The sequence below is a fragment of the Microbacterium sp. 2MCAF23 genome (genome assembly GCF_052115565.1).
GTDB lineage: Bacteria > Actinomycetota > Actinomycetes > Actinomycetales > Microbacteriaceae > Microbacterium.
In genome coordinates this window covers 298,978-321,682 of the sequence record NZ_JBFRGY010000011.1, presented here as the reverse complement: position 1 = coordinate 321,682, position 22,705 = coordinate 298,978, and the positions used below count along the sequence as shown (strand labels likewise).

Here is a 22,705-nt window from a genome sequence, read left to right as displayed (position 1 = left end):
GGATGCCGCGGGGGCTCAGACCTCGGCGGTGACCAGGGGATCCGGTGCCCGGCGCGTGACGACCCCACCTGCCTCGGTCGCGTAGCCGGTGCGCGCCCAGTACTCGTATCCTCCGTACAGCTCGCGCGTATCCCGGCCGGCCGCGAGCAGGATCCGGGCCGTCGCCGTCGCGCCGTTGCAGCCCGGCCCCCAGCCGTAGACGATCAGCGTGCGGTCACGGGGGAGCTCGTGGATCCGCGCCTCCAGGCCGTGCGTGGGCAAGTGCAGGGCGCCGGCGATGTGGCCGTGATCCCACGACTCCCGGCGGCGCGTGTCGACGAGCACGGCCTCGCCTGCTGCGACGGCCTGTGCCGCGGCGACCACGTCTATCTCGTATGCCAGGCGTGCGTCGACGTGCGCGAGTCGCGCCGCGATGGATCCGTCTGCGGCGGCGATGTCGGCTCCGCTCATCTGCATCCTCCTCCGCCCAGGCTCAGCCGCGGGTGCGGGCCTCGTCGAGATAGGCGTATGCGGTCACCCGCGAGATGCCCAGTCGCTTCGCGATCGTCTCGATCGACTTGCGCATCTGGGTGGCTCCGCGCTGGTCGAGGCGCTCGAGCACGGTGATCTTGTCCTCGCGTGACATCTGCTCGACGGGGCGGCCGATCTCGGCGATCGCCTCGGTGATCATCGAGTCCATCACCGACACCAGATCGCTGCCGAAGTGCTCACGGGGGCCGTTGTCCGCCGCACCCTGCACGGGGAGCAGGGCCTCGAGCATGTTCCTGGCCTGCTGGATCGGGCTGAGGTCGACGTTGATGCAGAACGAGGCGATGATGTCGCCGGCAGCGTTGCGGAAGTACACCGATGAGCAGCGCAGCTCGCGACCGTCGCTCGTGAAGCCGCGGTATCCGAAGGCGTCGTGGTCCTTCTGCCGATCCTTCATCACGTCCAGGCCCAGCGAGGTCGACGGCCCGCCGACGGCGCGCCCGGTGACATGGCCGTTCTCGATGGCCATGATGGTGTGCCCGAGGTCGACGTCGGCGCCGTCGAGATTGTGCAGCACGACCTCGACAGAGGGACCGGCGGCCGTGGCCAGCGCCCGCATCACGGGGCGGTACAACCGCAGCACCTCCTCGGCGCTCTCGTACGTCTGGTGGGCGGCATCGCCGGCCAGTGCGGTCGCAGCGGCCTCCATCGTCGCCGGATTCGCCATCATCCACCTCCACTTTACAAAAAGTCCAGCTAGTAGACATACTGTCTACGTCGCGGCTATCTTAGCGAGGACAGCCTTTCACGTCGAGGGCTGACCCCCGATCTCTCCCGCAGTTCCCGAGCAAGGAGGCTCCCATGGCAACAGTCGCATCACGCGGCCTCACGCCCCACCAGCGCAAGACCGTCGCCGGTGGCGCGATCGGCACGCTCATCGAGTACTACGACTACTACCTCTACGGTCTCGCGTCGGCCGCCGTCTTCCCCGCGGTGTTCTTCTCGTCCGACGACCCGGTGGTCGCGCAGCTCTCGTCGTTCGCGACGTTCGCAGTCGGATTCTTCCTCCGTCCCGTCGGCGGCGTCATCTGGGGCATCATCGGTGACCGGGTCGGCCGCAAGGTCGTCCTGATGAGCACCGTGATCGGCATGGGGCTCGCGACGACCGCCATCGGCCTCATCCCGCCGGACCACGCCATCGGCGTCGCTGCGCCGATCCTGCTGCTCGTGTGCCGTCTGTTCCAGGGCTTCTTCGTCGGCGGTGAGATGGGCGGCGCGGCGACGATGGTCGTCGAGGCCGCGCCGATCGGCAAGAAGGGCCTGTACGGCGCCTTCCTCATCAGCGGCGCCGGCATCGCCAACGTCGTCTCGGGTGGCCTCATGGCGGCACTGGGACTGACGCCCGGCTCTTGGTTCATCGAGTGGGGTTGGCGCATCCCCTTCGTGTTCTCGATCGTTCTCGCGATCGCCGCCGTCATCCTGCGCCGTCACCTCGAGGACTCCGACGAGTTCATCGAGACGCAGACCCTGCACTTGAACGCCACCGGCAAGAAGCCGAACCCGCTGGTCGAGGCGTTCCGCCACCCGAAGAACGCGATCATGGGCATCCTCATCGGGCTGCCGCAGTCGATCGCCGGCTACGTCGTGCTCACCTACGGCCTCGCCTTCATGGTGAGCAACAAGCACCTGCCGGCGTGGATGGGCTTCGCGGGAACCATGATCGTCGGTCTGCTGCAGATCGTCGTCGCGCCGCTGTGGGGTGCGATCTCGGATCGGATCGGCCGTCGCACCGTGTACATCATCGGCTGCCTCGGCTTCGCCGCGATGGTCTACCCCGCCTTCCTGCTCTTCAGCACCGGCAACATGTGGCTGATCTGGCTGGGGCAGATCCTCGGCTTCGTCGTGTTCGGCGTAGCGATGCAGGCGACCCTGGCGACGATGCTGGCGGAGATGTTCGACCCGGAGGCGCGCACCACCGGCGTCAACATCGGCTACCAGATCTCCAACACCCTCGGCGGCGGACTCGCACCCATCATCTGCACGGCGTTGGTCGCCGCCGTCGGCGGAGCGATCTGGCCGGTCGTGATCTACGCCGCGGTGATCGCGATCGTCGGCGTCATCGCGACGATGCTCGCGTCCATCCGGCCCGACGTCGAGGGTGCCGGGCGGCTGCACGAGCTGGTCATCGCCCCGCGCGTGGGGGCCGACGCCTGAGCGTCATGACACCGGTGCGCGCCCTGCCACCGCACGCACGCCCTGTCCTGGCGGACGGGCCGTGCGTGCGGCGGCAGGGCGCGCTGTCGTCCCCGGCTGCGCGGCGCTCGGGCTCGCGCCGTGCGCAGAAGATCCCGCCCCCGACGCGGAACGCCGGGAGCGGGATCGGATGCGGATGGGGTCAGCCGAGCAGCTTCGCGAGCGCAGGAAGCTGCGTCTCGTCCTCCAGAGCGGAGCCGACGGCGACGACCCGCACGCCCGCGTCGAGGTATGCCTGGGCGTTGCCGGAGTCCATGCCGCCCGTGGCGACGAACTTCGCCTGCGGGAAGGGGCCGCGCATCGCGGGGAACCAGCCGGTGCCCAGCAGTGACGCCGGGAACGCCTTCAGCCAGGTGAGCCCGTCGCCCAGCGCGTGCTGCACCTCGGTGGCGCTCGAGACGCCGGGCAGCGCCGGCATGCCCGCCTCGTGCGAGGCCCGCACCACGTCGAGGTCGAGGCCCGGGCTCACGGTGAACGCCGCGCCCGCTTCGGCGGCCTGGTGCACGTGCTCGAGCGACACGACGGTGCCCGCTCCCACGGTCAGGCCGCGCTCGCGGGCGGCTTCGGCGAGCACGCGCAGCGCCTCGACGTCGGTCGGCGTCTGCACGGGCACCTCGACGGCCGTGATGCCGAGGTCCCAGGCGCGGGTGGCGGTCGCGAGCGTGCGCTCGACGCCCATGCCGCGCAGGATCGCCATCAGGGGCACGTCGCGGAAGATCTCGTCGAATGCGGAGTTGTCGGTCATGGTCGGGGGCCTTTCGCTTCGTCTCGCTGCACCCCCTCGGCGCAGCGTGGTCTTCTCAGTCGGGCAGGAGGTCGCCGGTGGACTGCAGCACGAGGTGCGCGCGGCGGTGGCCGGCGGCGAGGCGCTCCGCGGCCTCGGCGCCCTGCAGGTGGGCGGCCAGGTAGCCGGCCGCGAACGCATCGCCCGCGCCGACGGCCTCGACCACCTCGGTCTTGATCGCCGGAGCGAAGGTGCGCTCATCGGCGTCGCCCGTGCGATGGAACTCGGTGGCTCCCACGTCGCCGTCCTTGACGACGAGCAGCTGCGGAGCGGGGATCAGCGCGCGCACGGCATCGGCGTCGGCCGTGCCCCACAGGCCCTCCGCCTCGTCGAGGCCGACGAACACGACATCGGCGCGGCGCGCGAGCGCGAGCAGGGTCGGGGCCGCCGCGCCGGGCGCCCACAGGGCCGCGCGGTGGTTGACGTCGAAGCTCAGGAAGCCGGATCCCGCGCTCACGCGGTCGAAGACGGCGTCGATGAGCGCGGCGCACGACTCCGAGAGCGCCGGGGTTATGCCCGACACGTGCACGAGGTCGGCCTGCTCGAGCGGAACCTCGGAGACCGTGGCGGGGCTCATCGCCGAGGCGGCCGAGCCGCGGCGGTAGTAGAGCACGCCGTGGCCCGGATCCTTGAAGTACACGCCGGTGGGCGCGGCGGGGTCATCAACGACCCAGCGGACGTCGACGCCGTGGCGGGCGACCTCGTCGCGCACCCGCACGCCGAGGGCGTCGTCGCCCACGGCGCTGACCCAGGCGGTCGGGATGCCGAGGTGCGCGGCGTGGATCGCCACGTTCGACTCGGCGCCGCCGATGAGCAGCCGCACCTCCTGGGCGGTGGCGAGCGCCTCCGCGTGGGCAGGGGTGATGAGGGCCATCGTCTCGCCGATGGCGATCATGCGTGGTGCGGAGGTCTCGGACACGGTTACCATGATGAGGCGGTCTGTGCGCACAGTGCAACCAACGTTGCGATATATGCACAACGAGGACGGAAGGCGTGAGATGAACGACCGGGACGACGAACTGCTGACGGCGCGGGACAAGGGGATCCCGGAGCGCGCGATCGGGATGACCGCATCCGCCTTCCTCGCGACGAAGCCGCGCCTCGACGAGTTCTGGACGCCGCTGATCGTGCTCGACGACGCCGGTATGCAGGCGAACGTCGCGACCATGGCCGCGTGGTGCGTGGAGCGCGGCCTGGAGATCATGCCGCATGGCAAGACCACGATGGCCCCCGAGCTGTGGAAACGCCAGACCGACGCCGGCGCCCTCGGCATCACCCTCGCGACCATGGGGCAGGTGCGCACCGGCCGCGACCTCGGACTCGACTCGATCATGCTCGCCAACGCCGCCGTCGACGCCCGGTCGCTGGCCTGGCTCGCCGGCGAGCTCGCCGATCCCGGGTTCCGGTTCGTCTGCTGGGCCGACTCGCTCGCCACCGTGGACGCGATGGAGAGCGCGCTGAACGGCGTCGAGCTGCCGCGCCCGGTCGACGTCTGCGTCGAGCTGGGCGCCGCGGGGGGCCGCACGGGCGCCCGTTCCGTCGACGAGGCCATCGAGATCGCCGAGCGCCTCGCCGCCTCCGACGTGCTGCGGCTCGCCGGCGTCGCCGGCTACGAGGGCAGCATCGCGCACGACCGCTCGCCCGAGGGTCTCGCCGCCGTGCGCAGCTACCTCGAGACGCAGCTCGCGCTGCACCGCGCGATCACGCCGCTCTACGACGACGGCGAGGTGTACGTCACCGCCGGTGGCAGCGCGTACTTCGAGATCGTCGCCGACGTGTGGGCGGCCGCCGAGCGCGACGGACGCACCCGGTTCACCCTGCGCTCGGGCGCCTATATCGTGCACGACGACGGGTTCTACCGCGGCATCTCTCCGTTCGACGAGGGCGGCGCGGGCGAGGGACCCCACTTCGTCAACGCGATGCACGGCATCGCCCGCGTCGTCTCCAGCCCCGAGCCCGGTCTGGCGCTGGTGGACGCCGGCAAGCGCGACTTCCCCTACGACGAGGGTCTGCCCATCCCGCGCGCCGTCGCCGCCGATCTCGCCGCGCCCTGGCAGCCGGCCGAGGCGACCGTCTCGGCCATGAACGACCAGCACTCGTACGTGCGGCCGGCCGAGCCGCTGCCCGTCGGGTCAGTCGTGCGCTTCGGCCTCTCGCACCCCTGCACCGCCTTCGACAAGTGGCGCGTGCTGCCCGTCGTCGACTCCCTCGAGTCCGGTGTGGTCACCGGCCTCGTCCGCACCTACTTCTGAGGCCTTCGAGGAGCGCCATGTCCGGTCGTACAGTTCTGCGCGGTGGTTCGGTGGTCACGCCGTCCGGCACCGCGCGCGCCGACGTCGCCCTCGACGGCGCGGTGATCGCCCGGGTCGGCGAGGTCGAGGCGCGCGACGGCGACCTCGTGATCGACGCGTCCGGGCGGCTCGTCCTGCCCGGCTTCGTCGACGCGCACTCGCACGCCGACGGCCTGCTCCGCGAGCCCGAGGTCACCCGGGCGCTGCTGCGCCAGGGGGTGACCACGATCATCGGCGGACAGGATGGCGTCTCCTACGCCCCTGGCGATGGCGCGTACGCGACCGGCTACTTCGCCGCGATCAACGGACCGCACCCGGCCTACCGTGGAGGCGGAGTCGCCGAGCTGCTGGCGGTGGTCGACGGAGCTTCCGCCCTCAACGCCGCGTACCTGGTGCCCGCCGGCACCGTGCGCTTCGAGGTGTGCGGCCGACGCACCGGCCCCGCCGCCGACGCCGAGCGCGCCCGCATGGTCGAGCTCGTGGCGCAGGGCATGGCCGATGGGGCGCTGGGTCTCTCGACCGGGCTCGATTACGTGCCCGGCATCTTCCAGGACGCCGACGAGATCGCCGCGCTGTGCGTGCCGGTGGCCGCGGCCGGCGGCGTGTACGTCAGCCACATGCGCGGCGGATACGAGGCCAACACGGCGGCCGGGATCACCGAGATGGCCGAGATCTCGCGCCGCGCCGCCCGGGGTGCCGGGGCGCCGCTGCCCGTGCACGTGTCGCACCTGCACGCCGACGCCGACATCGTGCTGTCTCAGCTCGACGCGCTCGCCGAGGCCGGCGTCGACGCCACCTTCGACGCGTACCCGTACATCCGCGGCTGCACGCTGCTGGGCATGCCCCTGCTGCCGCCGGAGGTCTCGGCGCTTCCCGCCGACGAGGCCGTCGCCCGCATCGGCGACCCCGAGGGGCGCGACGCCCTGCGCACGGCGTGCATCGAGCGCGCCTCGAACAGCCCGAGTCTGGGACCGGACTGGCCCGACATGATCACGCTCGCGCACATCGCCGCATCCGAGTACGCCTGGGCGCACGGCCTGACCCTGCGCGCGGCATCCGCCCGCGCGGCCCAGGATCCGATGGACTTCGCCCTCGACCTGCTCGCGGCATCGCGCATGGAGAGCAGTGCCGTCATGGCCGTGCGCAATCCGCGGCCGGCCACCGAGCTGGCGCGCATCTTCGCGCATCCCGGCCATATCGGCGGATCGGACGGCATCTTCATCGGCGCGCACCCGCATCCCCGTGCCGCGGGATCGTTCGCCCGCTACCTGCGCGAGTTCGTGCGCGAGCTCGGCACGTGGTCGTGGGCGGACGCTGTGCACCACCTCTCCGCCCAGCCCGCACGGCGCTTCGGCCTCGACCGCCGCGGCGTCGTCGAGGCGGGCGCGATCGCCGACCTGCTGCTCGTCGATCCCGAGGTCGTGGCCGACGGATCCACCTATGAGAACCCGCGCGAGCCCGCCGTCGGCATCGACGACGTCTTCGTCGCCGGCGTCCGCGTGCTCGCCGGGGGCGAGCTGACCGGGGCGCTCCCCGGCCGAGGCCTGCGCAGGGGAGGTGCCTGACCCATGTCGCAGAGTGTCACCCGTGCCGCCGGCATCCTTGCGTCGCTCACCGGCGGGCCCTCGTCGGTGGCCGAGCTCGCCGCGGAGTTCGGCATCCACCGCACCACCATGTTCCGCGAGCTGCAGAGCTTGGAGCAGGTCGCTTTCGTGCGGAAGCAGGCGGACGGACGCTACGCGCTGGGCATGCAGCTCGCCGTGCTCGGCGGGGCCGCGCTCGAACAGCTCGACCTGCGCGGCGCCGCCTTCGCGCAGGTGCGCCGGCTGCACCGCATCGTGGGCAACACCGTGCACGTCGGCGCGCTGATCGGCGACGAGATCGTCTACGTCGACAAGGTCGAGGACGCCGCCGGCGTGCGGATGTACTCCCGCGTCGGCGCTTCGGTGCTGCCGTACTGCAGCGGTATCGGCAAGGCAGTGCTCGCCGAGTTGCCGACCGACCGCCGCGACGCCGTGCTCGCCGGATGCGACTGGCATCCGCACACCGCCCGCACCCTGACCAGCCGTGCCGCCCTCGATGCCGACCTCGCCCTCACCGCACGACGCGGCTGGGCGTTCGACGACGCCGAGTTCGAGGACTTCGTCGGCTGCGTCGCGGTGCCGATCGTGACATCCGCCGGCGTCGTCGGCGCGCTGTCGCTCACGGCGTTGCGCGCCGCCCATAGTCGCGAGCAGCTCGAGCAGCGCGTGCCGATGCTGCGTGAGACCGCGGCAGAGATCTCCCACCAGCTGGGATGAACCGAACACCAGAACCATCCGAGAAGAAGGAGAAGAAGATGCCCAAGACCGGGTTCTACGCCGAAGGCGCCCCCGCCCCCGCCGGCCCCTACAGCCACGGCGTCGTCGCGAACGGATTCCTGTACACGGCCGGCTTCGGCCCGCAGGATGCCGCGAACGACAACGCCATCGCCGACAACGTGGGCGACCAGACCCGCCAGGTGCTGCGGAACATCCAGAAGGTGCTCGCGGAGCACGGACTGACCATGGACGACGTGGTGAAGTCGACGGTGCACCTGCAGGACCTCGCCGACTTCGCCGAGTTCAACGAGGCGTACCAGGAGTTCTTCACGGCTCCGTACCCCGTGCGCACCACGGTGGGCTCGCAGCTGGCGAACATCCTCGTCGAGATCGACGTGGTCGCCGCCCTGCCCCAGGCCTGAGACGGCGGACAGCCGGATGTCGCCCGTGAGCGGCATCCGGCTGTCAAGGCCCCTGCCGTGCGGCCGCGGCGGCCCCTAATCTGTGATCATGGACGGCTTCGCGGCGGTCGACTTCGGCTTCGCGCGAGAGGTGCTCCAGCGAGGCATCGCGGCGCTCTACCTGGTCGCGTTCGTCAGCACGCTGAACCAGTTCCGTGCGCTGCTGGGCGAGCACGGCCTGCTTCCGGCGCCCGAGTTGCTCGCCTGGGCCGGATCCTCGCCGCGCGCCCGCCGACTCCTGCGCCCGACGCTGTTCCTGCGCGTCCGCTACACGGACCGGCGGCTCCTGGCGCTCTGCATCGCGGGCGTCATCGTCTCCGCCGCGCTCGTGGCGGGGATCCCGCAGCTCGCGCCGCCGTGGGTGCCGATGGTGAGCTTCCTGCTGCTGTGGCTCGGGTACATGTCGATCTCGTCGATCGGGCAGACCTTCTACGGCTTCGGCTGGGAGATGCTGCTGCTCGAGGCCGGGTTCCTCGCCGCGTTCCTCGGATCCGGCTCCCAGCCGCCGCCGACCGTGGTCATCATGCTGTTCTGGTGGCTCGTGATCCGGCTCGAGTTCGGCGCGGGCATGATCAAGATCCGCGGCGGTCGCGAGTGGCGCGACCTCACCGCACTCATGTACCACCACGAGACCCAGCCCATGCCGGGCCCGTTCAGTCGCCAGGCGCATCTGCTGCCGCCCTGGTTCCACCGGCTCGAAGCGGTGGGCAACCACATCGCGCAGCTCGGTGCACCGTGGCTCCTGCTCGCGCCGATCCTCGGACTGTGGATCCCCGGTGCTGTCCCTGCCCTCATCGGAGCGGTCGGCGCGGGGATCGTCATCGCGACCCAGCTCTGGCTCATCGTGACGGGCAACTTCGCCTGGCTGAACTGGGCGACCGTCGTGATCGCGTTCTCCGCGATCGGGATCCCGCTCGGCATGCCGCACCGCGCGGAGACCGCACTGCCGTGGGTGATCGACGGCCTGTCGCTGCCGTGGTTCGCGGTCACCTCGGTGGTCGGTGTGCTCTACGTCTGGCTCTCGGTGCCCGCGGTGCGCAACCTGTTCTCGCGCAGCCAGGCCATGAACGCGTCGTTCAACCGCTGGCAGCTCGCGAACGCCTACGGTGCCTTCGGCACGGTGACCAAGGAGCGGATCGAGATCGTGGTCGAGGGCACGCTGCTGCCCGACGCGGATCCGGATCCGCTCGCGGGCGAATGGCGCGAGTACGGCTTCAAGGGCAAGCCCGGCGATCTGCACCGGATCCCCCGACAGTTCGCGCCGTACCACCTGCGCCTCGACTGGCTGATGTGGTTCCTGCCGCTGGGGCGGATGTACGAGGACTGGTTCGCGATGCTTCTCGTGCGACTGCTCGAGGCCGACGCGCCCACGCTGCGGCTGCTGCGACACGACCCGTTCGGCGGGGCGCGCCCGGCGCAGGTGCGCGCCGTCGCCTACCGCTACCGGTTCACGACCCGCGCACAGCGCCGGGAGAGCGGCCAGGTATGGATCCGCGATCGCCGCCGGGTGGTGGTGCGGCCGCTGTCGCTGGGCGACGACGACGGTTCGATGTAGCCGCCGCTATGCCGAACGCGGCGTGCTCCCTGCGCGGCAACCCCTGACGCGGGTGGCGTCGACTCCCGCCGCCTGCGCAGCGGCGGCGACATATATCGTCCGCATATCGAGAACCGGATACGCCCCGGCAACCCGGCGCTCGCTTGACTCGATCCCATGCCATCGCCAGCTTCGGAACTCGTCGTCCATGAGGACGCGCTCCGCGAGAACACCGCGCGATTCCACGCCCTGACCGGGGGACGGCTGATGGCGGTCCTCAAGGCGGACGCGTTCGGACACGGGGACGTCGCCTCCGCGGTGCTCGAGGCGGGCGCGGGCTCGATCGGCGTGACCAGCATCGACGAGGCGCTCGCACTGCGGCAGGCGGGCATCGGCGCTCCGATCCTGAGCTGGCTCAACACGCCGGACGCCGACTTCGAGACGGCGCTGCGTGCGCGCATCGATCTCGCCGTGCCGAACCTCGAGATGCTCTTCGCGATCGTCGCGGCGGCGCGGGCGACGGGAACCGCAGCCCGGGTGCACCTGCACGTCGACGTCGGCACGGGCCGTGACGGCTGTCCGCCGCGGGACTGGGCCACGCTGTGCGCGCTCGCATGCGAGCAGGAGGCGACGGGTGCCCTGCGCGTGGTGGGCGTGATGGGGCACATGTCCTGCGCCGATGATCCGGAGAGCGGCCAGAACGTACGCGACCGCCTGGTCTTCGAGAACGCGATCCGCAGCGCCCGTCGACGCGGACTGCGCCCGCACCTCCTGCACCTCGCCGCCACGGCGGCGACGCTCACCGGCACTGCAGCCGGATACGACCTGCATCGCGTCGGCGCCGGACTGTTCGGCATCGATCCGTCCCGCACGACCGATGATCTGCGGCCGGCCCTGAGCCTCACCTCGACCGTCGTGTCCGCCCGTGAGGTGCCGGCGGGCACCGGCGTCGGATACGGCCACGATTTCGTCACCCCCGCTCGCACCGGTCTGGCGCTGCTGCCCCTCGGATACGCCGACGGACTGCCGCGGGCGACATCGGGGCGGGCCGAGGTGCTGGTGCGCGGCCAGCGGCGCCCGCTGGTGGGCAGGTTCTCGATGGACATGGTCGTCGTCGACACCGGCGAGACGCTGCTGCGGCCGGGCGAGCGCGTGACGATCTTCGGCCCCGGCCGGGACGGCGAGCCGACCGTCGCGGAATGGGCGGCATGGTCGCACACCATCGAGCACGAGATCGTCACCGCGGTCGGCGCGCGGACGTCTCGGATCCCACACGCCCTCGACACGTCGACCACCCGATCGCCCGAACTCTCAGGAGACATCGCATGCCTCAGCACACCCCTCGTCGGATCGCCGTCATCGGCGGCGGCGCGAACGACGAGCACCCGGTCTCCCTCGCGTCCGCGGCCGGCGTCACGCGAGCTGTCCGCGCGCTGAGGCACATCGCGGTCCCGCTCACCATCGGCGAGGACGGCACCTGGCGGGACGATCAGGACGTCGCGCTGCCCGCCCATCGCGCGGTCGAGCTCCTCACAGGCTGCGACGTCGCGTTCCCCGTGCTGCACGGCGAAAGGGGCGAGGACGGCACGATCGCGGGGCTGCTCGAGCTCTGCGGAGTCCCCTTCGCGGGCTCCCCGGTGCGGGCGGGCGCCCTGGGGATGGACAAGCACGCCACGAAGCTGATCGCGGCGTCGCTGGGGATCGCGACGGCGAACGGGCGCGTGGTCGCATCCGGCGACGCGGCCGGAATTGCCGCGGCCGGGATTGCCGCGGCCGGTCTGACCCCGCCCTTCGTCGTGAAGCCCGCGAGCGGCGGATCCAGCAACGGGGTCTTCGTGGTCCCCGACGTCGCCGGTCTCGCGGACGCCGTCGATCGCGCGAGGGCGTTCGGGGATCCGGTGCTGATCGAGGAGTACGTCACCGGCCGGGAGGTCGACATCGCCGTCTTCCGCGACCGGCGCGGCGCGCTGCGTGTCGGCGCCACGCTCGAGATCTCGGTGGCGCCCGGCGACGTGTTCGGGGCGACGGAGAAGTACGACGGCAGCGCACGATTCACGGTGCCGGCCCCGATCGACGACGCCGACGAGGCGGCCGTCCGCGCGGCGGCGACCCGGCTCTACGATGCGCTGGGGTGCGCCGGGGTCGCCCGCTTCGACTTCTTCGTGACCGCCGCCGGCCCGGTGCTCAACGAGGTGAACACGACACCGGGCATGACCGAGCGCTCCCAGGTGCCGCTGATGTACGCGGCGACGGGGCTCGACTACACCGGGTTGATCGCAGAGCTCCTGGACGCCGTGCTGCCGCCGGCCCCGCAGGAGGAGGTTCAGGGTGAGGAGCGGCGTTCCGGTGCAGCGCCGAGCGAGTCCGGATCCGCCACGTGACGGTCGGTGGAGCGTCCCCCACGCCCCGGCTGGCCTGGGCGGACACCGCCAAGGGGCTGCTGATCGTCCTCGTCGTGTTCTGGCACGTCGTGATGAAGAGCTACCTCACGATCGACTGGAGGCTCGGGATCCCCATCCCCGGCGTGTGGGGGCTCATCTCCGACATCGCCTACCCGATGCGGATGCCCCTGTTCTTCCTCAACTCCGGTTGCTTCGCGGCGAACGCCGTCGCCCGGCCGTGGGCGGCGGTCTTCCGCGGGCGAGTCGTGCGCTTCCTGTACCTCTACCTGCTCTGGACCCTCATCCACATCGCGACGATGTGGGCGTTCCCCGACTTCCCGACCCTGGTCCCGCGATCCATCGCGGAGTTCGTCGAGGCGATCACGATCAGCCCGCCGAACGCCTGGTACCTCTACGCACTCGCGCTCTACTTCCTCGTCGCGAAGGGGTTGCGCCGTCTGCCGTCCTGGATCCCTCTGGCCGCCGCGGCCGCACTGACGACCGCCGTGGGTGCGGGGCTCATCGACATCGTCAGCAACCGCGGATCGCTGCTCGCCAACCTGCTCTACTTCCTCATCGGCACCACGTTCTCGCAGCGGATCATCGGTCTCGCGGCCCGCCCGCGCGCTCTGCTCGCGACCGCATCCGTGGTGCTCTACCTGGGCGCCTTCGCGGTGGTGCGGGTGACCGGGACGGAGCAGATCCCCGGGGTGTGGCCGGCGGTCGCCCTCCTCGGCGTCGGGGCGGGGATCGCCGTGGCTCCGCTGCTGGCGACGGTGCCCCGGCTCGGTCAAGGCCTGGCCCGGCTCGGCAGGAGCACGCTGAAGATCTACGTGATCCACATGCCGGTGCTCGCGCTCGCCGATGCCCTCGTGGCGCAACCGGTGTCGGACGCCGGCCGGCCGATGCAGTTGGCCGCAGCGGTCCTGCTGCCCATCGTCCTCACCGCCGCGGTCATCGCCGTCAGCGTCGGGATCGGCGCCCTGATCACGCGGGAGAGGCTGTCATGGCTGTTCGACCTGCCCGTGCGACGCCTCTCCGCGAGGCGCCGTTCCGGGCCCCGAGCCGCGGAGTCGCCCTCCCGGTCTCGCGTCCCGTGGCGCACAGCTGTGGCGGTGCTGGGGCTCGTGGCCGTCGGCATCGTCGCGACCGGGGCGGCGGCGCTGCCCGCTCCTCCTTCCACGATCCCGTACCAGTCCGCGCAGCGCGGCGGCGAGGTGAGCATCGGCGCGACCGGAGACATCCTGCTCTACGACGCCAGCCGCTCCGCACCCTCCGACGGCGGGGCCGGCCACTTCGACCGGGTGCGCCCGTGGTTCACGGAGGACATCGTGACCGGGAACCTCGAACAGGCGATCTCGCCCGACACGGGGCACGACAAATGCGGGAAGGATCCGGACTGCCTCGCCTTCCGCAGCGACCCCGCCTCGGTCGCCGGCCTCGCCGGGTTCGACATCCTCAACCTCGCGAACAACCACAGCCGGGACTTCGGGCAGACCGGCTACGACGACACCCGGGCGAGTCTGGCCGCGGCCGGGATCCGCGCCGTGGGTGATCGCGACGAGATCGTCTACTCGCGGATCGGCGATTTCACCGTGGCGATGATCGGCTTCGCGCCCTACGAGGACTTCAACCGCGTCACCGACCTGCGACATGTGCGCGCGGTCGTCCGCACCGCTGCCGCGCGGGCCGACGTCGTGATCGTGCAGGCGCACATGGGGGCCGAGGGGCCGAACGCCGACGCGGTCACCCCGGGTACCGAGTCGATGTACGGCGAGGAGCGCGGGGATCCGATCGCCTTCTCGCATGCGGCGATCGACGCCGGCGCCGACCTCGTCCTCGGTCACGGCCCGCACGTGCTCCGCGGGATGGAGTGGTACCACGGCCGCCTCATCGCCTACAGCCTCGGCAACTTCGGCGGCGGGGGCGTGTTCGGCAAGGATCCGGCGACGCGGTACGGCGCCTACCTCTCGATCCGGCTGCGGGCGGATGGGACCGCGGTGGCCGGGCAGGTGCGTTCGGTCCGATTCGACTACGCCGACGGCATCCCGTCGCCCGACAGCGGCGGAGGCGCGGCGCAGCTCATGGATCAGCGCGGGCGCCGCGACTTCGGCGGGAAGGCGGTGAAGGTCGGCTCGGACGGCACGATCACCGTGCCCTAGGCGTGCGGGGCCGGCGGGCGTCAGCCGCCGGCCCGCGTCACCCGCCGGTCCGCCGCGTCAGCCGCGCTGCGCGCGCTCCACGAGCTCGACCAGGTCGGCCCGTGGCAGCGGGAAGCCGTCGAGGCGGCCGACGGGGAAGTTCCCGAGCATCTTCAGCAGCTGGTTCTCTCCGGTCCCGTAGCGCTCCTCGATCATCGCGCGCAGGTCGGATCCGACCACGGGATCGAGCAGCAGCTCGTCGAAGGAGGAGTTCAGCGATGCCGGCAGCACGACCTCGTCGCCGTCGACGACGACGGTGGTCGACGTCCGCAGGTCGCGGCTCGAGGAGCCCACGTCGATGACGTAGGCGCCGCTCTCCACGATCCAGCGGTCCACCCTGATGTCCCAGTACGCGAGCTCCGACCGGCGGATCCGCAGTGTCACCGACGCCGTCTCGCCCGGGGCGAGCTGCACCGATGCGAACGCCTTGAGCTCGTGCGGCGGGCGTTGCACGTCCGAACCGGGCAGTGACGTGTACGCCTGGACCACCTCGCGGCCGGCCACGCGGCCCGTGTTCGTGACCGGCACGACCACGACGACGTCGCCATCCTCGCGCACCGCGGCGACCGCCTCGCCGTACGCGAATGTCGTGTACGACAGGCCGTGACCGAAGGGGTATCGCACCGCGAGCTGCTTCTCGTCGTACCAGCGATAGCCCACGAGAAGGCCCTCGCCGTAGCGCACGTGGCCGTGCTCGCCGGGGAAACTCCCGTATGCGGGGGTGTCCTCGAGGCGCAGCGGGATCGTCTCCGCGAGCCGGCCCGAAGGGTTCACCTCGCCGAACAGCACGTCCGCGGTGGCGGATCCGCCGGCCTGGCCGAGCAGCCACGCCTCGACGATCGCGGGCACCTTGCGGGCGAACGGCAGCGCGACGATGCCGCCGTTCGAGAGCACGACGACCACGTCGGGGTTGACCTCGACGATCGCATCGAGGAGGTCGAGTTGCGCGGCGGGAAGATCGATGTGCTCGCGGTCGTATCCCTCCGATTCCTCGTGCGAGGGCACGCCGAGGAACAGCAGCACCGTCCCCGCGTCGCGGGCGACGGCTACCGCCTCGTCGCGCAGCCGCGCGGTCTCCGGCTCGGGCACACCCTCGGGCGTGATGTCGAAGCCGGCCGCGAACGGCACGTCTCCGGCGACCGCGCGGATCGCGTCGAGGGCGGAGTCGACCCGGGTGGGGTTGATCTGCGATGATCCGGTCCCCTGGAACCGCGGCGTGCGCGCGAACTCGCCGATCACCGCGAGCCGGGCGTTGCGCGGCAGCGGCAGCGTCCCCTCGTTCTTGAGCAGTACGATCGCGCGGCCGGCGACCTCGCGTGCCAGCGCGTGGTGCGCGTCCACGTCGAGCGGGCCTGTGGTCGCGGGCCGGGCTTGCGCCTTCCGCGCGAGCTCCAGCAGGCGATCTGCGACGACGTCGAGATCGCGCTCGTCCAGACGGCCGTCGCGCACGGCGGCGACGAGCTCGGCGTCCGTGCGGCCTCCGCTGGACGGCATCTCCAGATCCATCCCCGCGACGAGCCCGGCGACCCGGTCGTTCACCGCCCCCCAGTCCGAGACCACGATGCCGTCGAAGCCCCACTCCTCGCGCAGCACCTGGGTGAGCAGCCACGGATCCTCCGAGGCGTAGACGCCGTTGATCCGGTTGTAGGCGCACATCACCGTCCAGGGTTGGGCGTCCTTGACGACGCGCTCGAAGCCGCGCAGGTAGATCTCGCGCAGCGGACGCGGATCCACGTCACTGGAGACCCGCAGGCGATCGGTCTCCTGGTTGTTCGCCGCGAAGTGCTTGAGCGACGAGCCGACGCCCTGCGACTGAATCCCCTTCACGAGTCCCGCGCCCATGGCGCCCGAGACGATCGGATCCTCCGACATGTACTCGAAGTTGCGGCCGCACAGCGGCGAGCGCTTGATGTTGATGCCGGGGCCGAGGATGACCGCGACATCCTCGATCGCGGACTCGACGCCGAGCGCGACGCCCACGCGCTCCGCAAGCTCGGGGTCGAAGGTCGCGCTCAGGCCGACGGCCGGCGGGAAGCAGGTCGCGGGCACGGATCCGGCGAGGCCGAGATGGTCATTGCCCGTGGCCTGCTTGCGGAGGCCGTGCGGGCCGTCGGTCAGCATGATCGAGGGGACCCCGACCCGATCGATCGCCTTCGTGGTCCAGAAGTCGGCCCCGCTCGTGAGCGCAGCCTTCTCCTCGAGGGTGAGGTCTGCCGCGCGCAGGCCGTTCGGTTCCGTCATCACGGGCTCCCTGTCGTCGGGGTTCATGGGGGAAACCATAACGGGGCAGGTTTTTGTCGACAAGGGTTCGCCGACATCCGTGACGGCTTTCCCTGGTCCGAAATCTTCTTGCGACGGAAACCTGAAAAGGATAGGTTTTCACGCACGAGGGCCGGAGCTCCCTGGCGGCGCAATGTGGCGTCCGCTCTCCTCCTCGACCGGCCAAAGGAGGCAGGTATGAGTTCTGTCAGCGGTTCCGCTGCGGGCAATCCATCCGGGATGACGGCGGCGAGCCGGACGATCGGCTCGCATGAGCACCATTGGTTCTCCGAGCCGACCGAGCCTGCGAAGAAGAGCTTCGTCTTCTGGCTGATCGTCGCGCAGTTCATCTTCTTCGTGGCGCTGCTCGGTCCCGCGATCGTCGGAATCGGCCTGAAGATCCTCGACCTTCAGCACACCGGCGCCGTGGAGAACACCGGCGCAGGCCTGAACTCCGCCCAGGCGATCCTCGGCGGCGTGGGCGCCCTCTTCGCCACCCTCGCCAACGTCGTCTTCGGCCGCGTCTCCGACCGCACGACCAGCCGATGGGGCCGACGCCGGATCTGGATCGTGCTCGGCACGATCATCATGACGATCGGGTTCGTCTTCATGGCGACGGGCACGTCTCTGCTGATCGCGACCGTCGGCTGGGCGATCGCGCAACTCGGAGCGAACATGACGCTCGCACCGTTCGTCGCGACCCTGGCGGATCAGGTCCCGAAGTTCCAGCGCGGAAAGATCACCGCAGCCCTGGGCATCGCGCAGAACGCCGGCATCGTCGGCGGCGTCTACGTCGCCGGCTGGTTCTCGGCCAACCTCTTCATCGTCTTCGTGATCCCGTCGATCCTCGCGATCGGCGCGATGATCGTGTTCGCCTTCGTCCTGCCGGACAAGGTGCTGCCCGTGAAGCCTCCGCGGATGACGTTCGGCGAGATCCTCCAGACCATCTGGGTCAGCCCCGTCAAGGAGCCGGACTTCGCACTGGCCTGGTGGTCGCGGTTCCTGATCACGTTCGCCTCCTTCGGGTTCACTGCGTTCCGCTTCGGGTACCTGATCAACCACCTCAAGGTGCCGGAGAAGGAGATCGGTCTCCTGATCGCCAACACCACGCTGGTGTACACGGGCGCGCTGGTCGTCACCGCCTGGCTCGCGGGCATGCTCTCCGACCGGATCGGGAAGCGCAAGGTCTTCGTGTGGGTGGCGACGGCGCTCTTCGCGGTCGGAACCTTCGCCCTGATCTTCGTCCAGGACATCCCGTCCTACTACGTCCTGGAGCTCTTCCTCGGAGCGGCTTACGGCATCTACGTCGGGGTCGATCTCGCGCTCGTCATCGACGTGCTCCCCAACCCGGACGACTCGGGCAAGGACCTGGGCGTGCTCAACATCGCGAACGCCCTGCCGCAGACCCTCGCCCCGATGATCGGCGGCTTCGTGCTGTTGGCCACGGGCGGCGCCAACGGGTCGAACTACACGGTGTGGTTCACGCTCTGCGCGATCGCAGGACTGATCGGGGCGGTGGTGATCTTCCCGATCAAGAAGGTCAGATAGCGCAAGGAGAGCGGGCCGCCGGGGCCGGACGTCGGCCCGCTCTCCGCCGCCAGGAGCCTGGCGCGGGACGAGGCAGGGGGGTGGAGGTGACGGAGTCGATGCGCACGTCGCGCGGCGCATACGCCAAGGGGGTGCTGCGGCGATCCGAGATCCTCGAGGCCGCGCTCGACGTGATCGCCGAGAACGGCAGCCGGGGCGCCCTGATCGGCGACATCGCCCGTCGGGTGGGGCTCACGCAGGCCGGGCTCATGCATCACTTCCGCTCCCGGGACGAGCTGTTCTGCGCGATCATCCAGACCCGTGACCAGCACGACGAGGCGGTGTATGCGCGCACCCACGTCGGGATCGCCGGGTTCCTCGCCGTGATCGAGCACAATCAGCAGGTGCCGGGACTGGTCCAGTTGTTCGCCGAGTACGCCGCCGAGGTCGCGGGCGACCCGCGGCATCCGTCCCGCGGCTTCTTCCAGCAGAGGTACGCCGCGCTGCGGGAAGCGCTGATGGGGGATGTGCGGATCGCGCAGGAGTCGGGGCAGATGGGGCCGGATGCGTGCGCCCCGGTGATCGCCGAGCAGATGATCGTCGCGGCCGACGGTCTGCAGGTGCAGTGGCTGCTGGACCGCGAGATCGACATGACCGAACGTCTCAGGCAGCTGTGGCGAGCGCTGTGCACGGCGTCCTTCGGCGCGGAGGATCGGGGCGCGAGCACGTAGTCTGGCACTCGTGAAGCGGGGCCCGTACGCCAAGGGGACGGCCAAGCGCGAAGAGATCCTCTCCGTCGCGCTCGACGTCGTGGCCGCGAAGGGCTGCCGGAAGGCGTCGAACCGGGAGATCGCCGAGCGCGTCGGCCTCACTCAGGCCGGGCTCATGCACCACTTCGCGTCCCGCGAGGAGCTGTACCAGGAGGTGCTGCGCGCGCGGGACATCCGCGACCACAGCATGTTCTTCGCGCCGGATCCGACCATCGAGGGATTCTTCGCCGTCATCGCCCACAACGCCGAAGTTCCCGGGCTGGTGCGGCTGTATGTCGAGTTCTCCGCCGAGGCGAGCATCCCCGAGCACCCGGCCCATGCGTTCTTCCTGGAGCGGTACGCGTGGCTGCGCGAGGGACTCTCCGGGGTCATCCGGCGCGCCCAGGACGCCGGCGCGATCGGCCCCGCGGTCGACGTCTCCGCCGCGGTCGATCTGCTGGTGGCGGCCGCGGACGGCCTGCAGCTGCAGTGGCTCAACGACCACACGATCGACATGGTGTCGCGCCTGCGCCGCCTCTGGGACGGGATTGTGGCGGTCTCGCACGCCGCCTGACGCGACCCTCCGTGCGACGGACGCGCAGCAGACCGTGCTGCGCGTCTCACGCGGCCGTGAACCGGGCGCTGGGTGCGCGCGGAGACGTTCAAGGATTGCTCCTATCGAATACTTGACTCGTTTAGGTATTGACGTCAGACTCGGTGCCACTCGCACATCGCAACGAGGCGATGCGCACAGGCCCGATGGAGGGTTCATGTCTGAGATGTCCGGCGTCGCCTGGGCCAATGCAGATTGGGACAGTGCAGCCACCGACGAGCGCGTCGAGGGGCTCCTCGCGCACATGTCGCTCGACGAGAAGATCGCGTTCGTCACGGGCGATCTGAACTGGAACTTCGGCTTCTACGCCGAGGGCGTGGAGAGGCTCGGCATCCCGAACATCCAGATGGCGGACGGACCCGCCGGCGTGCGGATCAACAAAGGCGATGTGCACGAGGGCAAGGCCACGTCGCTGCCCGCACCGATCGCCCTCGCCGCCACCTGGGATCCGGCACAGGCATCCGCCTACGGCGCGGTCATCGGCGCGGAATGCCGCGCGACCGACCACAACGTCTCGCTGGGTCCGGCCGTCGACATCGCCCGGGTGCCCATCGGCGGGCGCACGTTCGAGTCGTTCGGTGAGGATCCGCACCTGCAGTCGGAGATCGGTGTCGCGCTCGTGCGCGGCATCCAGGAGCAGGGCGTGCAGGCGTGCGCCAAGCACTACGCGATCAACAACCAGGAGGACCACCGGTCCAGCGTGGACGCGGTGATCGACGAGCGCACCATGCGCGAGCTGTATCTGCCGCCGTTCGAGGCGCTCGTCCGGGACGGCGGCGTCGCGTCGATGATGGGATCGTTCAACCGCGTCAACGGCGAGTTCGCCTGCGAGAACCCGCGGATCCTGAGGGATATCCTGCGCGACGACTTCGGGTTCCGCGGCTGGATCATGAGCGACTACGGCGCCAACCACTCCACGGCGGAGGCGGCGAACGCCGGGCTCGACCAGGAGCAGCCGAACGAGGGCTTCTGGGGCGGCCAGCTGCGGGCTGCGGTGGACGACGGGCGCGTGCCCGAAGCGGTGATCGACGAGAAGGTGCGCAACATCCTGCGCCCCCTGGTCGGGATGGGGCAGCTGGAGAACCCCGTCGGCGTCGCGGACTTCGCCGTCGACGAGCACCACGCCGTCGCCCAGGCGATCGCCGAGGACGCGATGGTGCTGCTGCGCAACGACGGGATCCTGCCTCTCGGAGGCGTGCGACGCGTGGCGCTCATCGGCCCGGACGTCGACGCCTGGAGCGCACAGGGCGGCGGCAGCTCGCAGGTCAGGCCGACGCGCGGCGTCTCGCCCGCGGAGGGCCTGCGGCGCGCGCTGGGCGACGACGTCGAGATCCTCGTCGAATACGGCAGCGACCCGGTCACCCCGGGCGCGCTCCTGCCCGGCGCGGATCCCGTCGACTCCGGCTTCTTCCGCGCGCCGTCGGGCGAGGTCGGTCTGCAGGCCGAGTACTGGGCGAACCCGTCGTTCGAGGGGGATCCGCTGGTGTCCCGGATCGACGGGCGGATCGAGCTGCTGCACGGCTTCCACAACTTCCCCGGGTTCAACGCCGCCTCGGCGCGATACGAGAGGCTTCCCACCGAGTTGAACGCGCAGATGTCGGCGCGGTACACGGGCACTCTGACCGTGCCGGTCACCGGCGCCTACCGGTTCGTGATCACCAGCCTCGGCTCGTACACGTTCGAGCTCGATGGCCGGGTGGTCGCGCGGTCCGGCGCGGGGGAGGTCGAGGACGGCGAGGCCGAGGTGGTGATCGACCTCGCCGCGGACGAGGACGCTGCCGCGACGGACGAGCCGCGGCCGTACGGGTGGGGCGGCGACGGCGGACAGCCCGACGTCGAGATCGACGAGGTCGCGGTGCGGCTGCAGGCCGGTCGCGACTACCGGATCCGGATGTCGTACGCCGCCGACCACCCGTCGCAGGGGTTCCTGCTCGGGGCGAAGCTCCGGCTCGGCTGGGTGCCGCCGGAGGGGGTCCTCTCGCCTGATGCGGCCCGCGCCGCGGAGGTCGCGGCATCCGCCGACGTCGCCGTCGTCATCGCGCGCACCTACGAGGCGGAGGCCGACGATCGCCCGAGCATGCAGCTGCCCGGTGGCCAGAACGACCTCATCCGTGCCGTGCTCGCGGCGAACCCGCGCACGGTCGTCGTGCTCATGACCGGAGCCCCCGTCGACATCACCGGCTGGGGCACGGATCCGGCCGCGCTGGTGCAGGCGTGGTATCCCGGCCAGGCGCAGGGGGACGCGCTCGCGCGCGTGCTCACGGGCGCCGTCGAGCCCGGCGGACGGCTGCCGTTGACGCTGCCGGTCGACCTGTCCCAGACGCCCGCCCGCGAGGCCCGCACCTATCCCGGGGTCGACGGAAGCGTGCACTACGACGAAGGGGTCTTCGTCGGCTACCGCGGCTTCGACGCGCACGATCTGGACCCGGCGTATCCCTTCGGCCACGGCCTGGGGTACACGACCTGGGAGATCGAGGATCTTGCGGTCGCCCCGTCGGACGGGGACGACGCGGGGACGGCGACGGTCACGGTGCGCAACACCGGCTCGCGCCCGGGATCCGTCGTCGTCCAGGTCTATGCGGGAGACGTCACGGCGCCGGTGCCGATGCCTCCGCAGCAGCTTGCAGGGTTCACGAAGGTGCGCCTGGAGCCCGGCCGATCCGAGCGCGTCACGGTGCGCATCCCCCGGCGGGCGGTGTCGTACTTCGACGTGGATACGCACAGCTGGACGCCGGCGACGGGCCCCGCGGAGATCCGCGTCGGGGTGTCGTCACGGGACATCCGTGTGAGCGGGTCGCTCGCCTTCTGAACACCCATCCGGGATCGGGCGCCTCGTCGCGCCGCGATCCGTCACGCCCGATCCGTCCAACCCCTTCAAGGAGAG

Annotated in this window: 18 protein-coding genes; 13 read left to right on the top strand and 5 right to left on the bottom strand. The window is 70.9% G+C overall.

The genetic code is table 11. The annotated features are described in order from the left end of the window. Positions 1 to 15: 15 nt before the first annotated feature. Both AB4078_RS13245 and AB4078_RS13240 read right to left on the bottom strand, forming a co-directional pair. The gene (locus AB4078_RS13245) at positions 16 to 450 is read right to left on the bottom strand and encodes a rhodanese-like domain-containing protein (protein WP_441977529.1); all 435 of its coding nucleotides are present in this window, start codon (positions 448 to 450) and stop codon (positions 16 to 18) included. Between the two features lie 22 nt (positions 451 to 472). Beyond that, positions 473 to 1,198, bottom strand: a complete 726-nt coding sequence (locus AB4078_RS13240) for a helix-turn-helix transcriptional regulator (RefSeq protein WP_440732910.1) — start codon at positions 1,196 to 1,198, stop codon at positions 473 to 475. 131 nt (positions 1,199 to 1,329) lie between these two features. On the opposite strand from AB4078_RS13240, the gene AB4078_RS13235 reads away from it, so the two are divergent. Then, positions 1,330 to 2,682 (top strand): MFS transporter, encoded by a 1,353-nt coding sequence (locus AB4078_RS13235; protein WP_441977528.1) that lies wholly within the window; start codon positions 1,330 to 1,332, stop codon positions 2,680 to 2,682. Between the two features lie 181 nt (positions 2,683 to 2,863). On the opposite strand, the gene AB4078_RS13230 is transcribed toward AB4078_RS13235, so the two are convergent. Together AB4078_RS13230 and AB4078_RS13225 are read right to left on the bottom strand one after the other, a co-directional pair. Next, on the bottom strand, positions 2,864 to 3,466 hold the full coding sequence (locus AB4078_RS13230) for a bifunctional 4-hydroxy-2-oxoglutarate aldolase/2-dehydro-3-deoxy-phosphogluconate aldolase (RefSeq protein ID WP_441977527.1): 603 nt from the start codon (positions 3,464 to 3,466) through the stop codon (positions 2,864 to 2,866). 55 nt (positions 3,467 to 3,521) lie between these two features. Beyond that, on the bottom strand, positions 3,522 to 4,433 hold the full coding sequence (locus AB4078_RS13225) for a sugar kinase (protein ID WP_441977526.1): 912 nt from the start codon (positions 4,431 to 4,433) through the stop codon (positions 3,522 to 3,524). A gap of 70 nt (positions 4,434 to 4,503) precedes the next feature. Here AB4078_RS13225 and AB4078_RS13220 point away from each other — a divergent pair, with 70 nt between their 5' ends. The 8 genes from AB4078_RS13220 to AB4078_RS13185 all read left to right on the top strand — a co-directional run bounded on the left by AB4078_RS13220 (position 4,504) and on the right by AB4078_RS13185 (position 14,634). Next, positions 4,504 to 5,757 carry an alanine racemase gene (locus AB4078_RS13220; protein ID WP_441977525.1) on the top strand — a complete coding sequence of 418 codons (1,254 nt, stop codon included), beginning with the start codon at positions 4,504 to 4,506 and terminating at the stop codon, positions 5,755 to 5,757. 17 nt (positions 5,758 to 5,774) lie between these two features. Continuing rightward, entirely contained in the window at positions 5,775 to 7,361 is a 1,587-nt protein-coding gene (locus tag AB4078_RS13215; protein WP_441977524.1) for an N-acyl-D-amino-acid deacylase family protein, read from the top strand. Positions 7,362 to 7,364: 3 nt separating this feature from the next. Further along, a complete protein-coding gene (locus AB4078_RS13210; protein WP_441977523.1) occupies positions 7,365 to 8,096 on the top strand; it encodes an IclR family transcriptional regulator in 732 nt (243 codons plus the stop codon). Positions 8,097 to 8,134: 38 nt separating this feature from the next. Continuing rightward, positions 8,135 to 8,518 carry a RidA family protein gene (locus AB4078_RS13205; RefSeq protein WP_440732917.1) on the top strand — a complete coding sequence of 128 codons (384 nt, stop codon included), beginning with the start codon at positions 8,135 to 8,137 and terminating at the stop codon, positions 8,516 to 8,518. 88 nt (positions 8,519 to 8,606) lie between these two features. Continuing rightward, on the top strand, positions 8,607 to 10,112 hold the full coding sequence (locus tag AB4078_RS13200; protein ID WP_441977522.1) for a lipase maturation factor family protein: 1,506 nt from the start codon (positions 8,607 to 8,609) through the stop codon (positions 10,110 to 10,112). Positions 10,113 to 10,268: 156 nt separating this feature from the next. Further along, positions 10,269 to 11,528, top strand: coding sequence for an alanine racemase (alr, locus tag AB4078_RS13195; RefSeq protein ID WP_441977521.1), 1,260 nt, complete (start codon positions 10,269 to 10,271; stop codon positions 11,526 to 11,528). After that, positions 11,417 to 12,472, top strand: coding sequence for a D-alanine--D-alanine ligase family protein (locus AB4078_RS13190; protein WP_441977520.1), 1,056 nt, complete (start codon positions 11,417 to 11,419; stop codon positions 12,470 to 12,472). The genes alr and AB4078_RS13190 overlap by 112 nt, the downstream gene beginning before the upstream one ends. Continuing rightward, positions 12,469 to 14,634: a CapA family protein gene (locus tag AB4078_RS13185; protein ID WP_441977519.1), complete on the top strand. Its 2,166-nt coding sequence runs from the start codon at positions 12,469 to 12,471 to the stop codon at positions 14,632 to 14,634. Before AB4078_RS13190 ends, AB4078_RS13185 begins: the two co-directional genes overlap by 4 nt. Before the next feature lie 57 nt (positions 14,635 to 14,691). On the opposite strand, the gene AB4078_RS13180 is transcribed toward AB4078_RS13185, so the two are convergent. Continuing rightward, positions 14,692 to 16,914 carry a glycoside hydrolase family 3 C-terminal domain-containing protein gene (locus AB4078_RS13180; RefSeq protein WP_441977518.1) on the bottom strand — a complete coding sequence of 741 codons (2,223 nt, stop codon included), beginning with the start codon at positions 16,912 to 16,914 and terminating at the stop codon, positions 14,692 to 14,694. A gap of 216 nt (positions 16,915 to 17,130) precedes the next feature. On the opposite strand from AB4078_RS13180, the gene AB4078_RS13175 reads away from it, so the two are divergent. From AB4078_RS13175 to AB4078_RS13160, 4 genes are all read left to right on the top strand, one after another. Next, positions 17,131 to 18,480 carry an MFS transporter gene (locus tag AB4078_RS13175; RefSeq protein WP_441977517.1) on the top strand — a complete coding sequence of 450 codons (1,350 nt, stop codon included), beginning with the start codon at positions 17,131 to 17,133 and terminating at the stop codon, positions 18,478 to 18,480. 98 nt (positions 18,481 to 18,578) lie between these two features. Further along, entirely contained in the window at positions 18,579 to 19,190 is a 612-nt protein-coding gene (locus tag AB4078_RS13170; protein ID WP_441977516.1) for a TetR/AcrR family transcriptional regulator, read from the top strand. A gap of 10 nt (positions 19,191 to 19,200) precedes the next feature. Beyond that, a complete protein-coding gene (locus AB4078_RS13165; RefSeq protein WP_441977515.1) occupies positions 19,201 to 19,782 on the top strand; it encodes a TetR/AcrR family transcriptional regulator in 582 nt (193 codons plus the stop codon). Between the two features lie 196 nt (positions 19,783 to 19,978). Then, complete coding sequence (locus AB4078_RS13160) at positions 19,979 to 22,630, top strand: glycoside hydrolase family 3 protein (protein ID WP_441977514.1); 2,652 nt, start codon at positions 19,979 to 19,981, stop codon at positions 22,628 to 22,630. The last annotated feature ends 75 nt before the right edge of the window (positions 22,631 to 22,705 follow it).

Excerpts from the sequence above, each read along its gene's own strand:
- AB4078_RS13210 (WP_441977523.1), top strand. The coding sequence starts at position 7,365 with ATGTCGCAGAGTGTCACCCGTGCCGCCGGCATCCTTGCGTCGCTCACC.
- AB4078_RS13160 (WP_441977514.1), top strand. The coding sequence starts at position 19,979 with ATGTCTGAGATGTCCGGCGTCGCCTGGGCCAATGCAGATTGGGACAGT.
- AB4078_RS13180 (WP_441977518.1), bottom strand. The coding sequence starts at position 16,914 with ATGACGGAACCGAACGGCCTGCGCGCGGCAGACCTCACCCTCGAGGAG.
- alr (WP_441977521.1), top strand. The coding sequence starts at position 10,269 with ATGCCATCGCCAGCTTCGGAACTCGTCGTCCATGAGGACGCGCTCCGC.
- AB4078_RS13235 (WP_441977528.1), top strand. The coding sequence starts at position 1,330 with ATGGCAACAGTCGCATCACGCGGCCTCACGCCCCACCAGCGCAAGACC.
- AB4078_RS13215 (WP_441977524.1), top strand. The coding sequence starts at position 5,775 with ATGTCCGGTCGTACAGTTCTGCGCGGTGGTTCGGTGGTCACGCCGTCC.
- AB4078_RS13220 (WP_441977525.1), top strand. The coding sequence starts at position 4,504 with ATGAACGACCGGGACGACGAACTGCTGACGGCGCGGGACAAGGGGATC.
- AB4078_RS13170 (WP_441977516.1), top strand. The coding sequence starts at position 18,579 with ATGCGCACGTCGCGCGGCGCATACGCCAAGGGGGTGCTGCGGCGATCC.
- AB4078_RS13230 (WP_441977527.1), bottom strand. The coding sequence starts at position 3,466 with ATGACCGACAACTCCGCATTCGACGAGATCTTCCGCGACGTGCCCCTG.
- AB4078_RS13190 (WP_441977520.1), top strand. The coding sequence starts at position 11,417 with ATGCCTCAGCACACCCCTCGTCGGATCGCCGTCATCGGCGGCGGCGCG.
- AB4078_RS13245 (WP_441977529.1), bottom strand. The coding sequence starts at position 450 with ATGAGCGGAGCCGACATCGCCGCCGCAGACGGATCCATCGCGGCGCGA.
- AB4078_RS13205 (WP_440732917.1), top strand. The coding sequence starts at position 8,135 with ATGCCCAAGACCGGGTTCTACGCCGAAGGCGCCCCCGCCCCCGCCGGC.
- AB4078_RS13240 (WP_440732910.1), bottom strand. The coding sequence starts at position 1,198 with ATGATGGCGAATCCGGCGACGATGGAGGCCGCTGCGACCGCACTGGCC.
- AB4078_RS13200 (WP_441977522.1), top strand. The coding sequence starts at position 8,607 with ATGGACGGCTTCGCGGCGGTCGACTTCGGCTTCGCGCGAGAGGTGCTC.
- AB4078_RS13225 (WP_441977526.1), bottom strand. The coding sequence starts at position 4,433 with ATGGTAACCGTGTCCGAGACCTCCGCACCACGCATGATCGCCATCGGC.
- AB4078_RS13175 (WP_441977517.1), top strand. The coding sequence starts at position 17,131 with ATGAGTTCTGTCAGCGGTTCCGCTGCGGGCAATCCATCCGGGATGACG.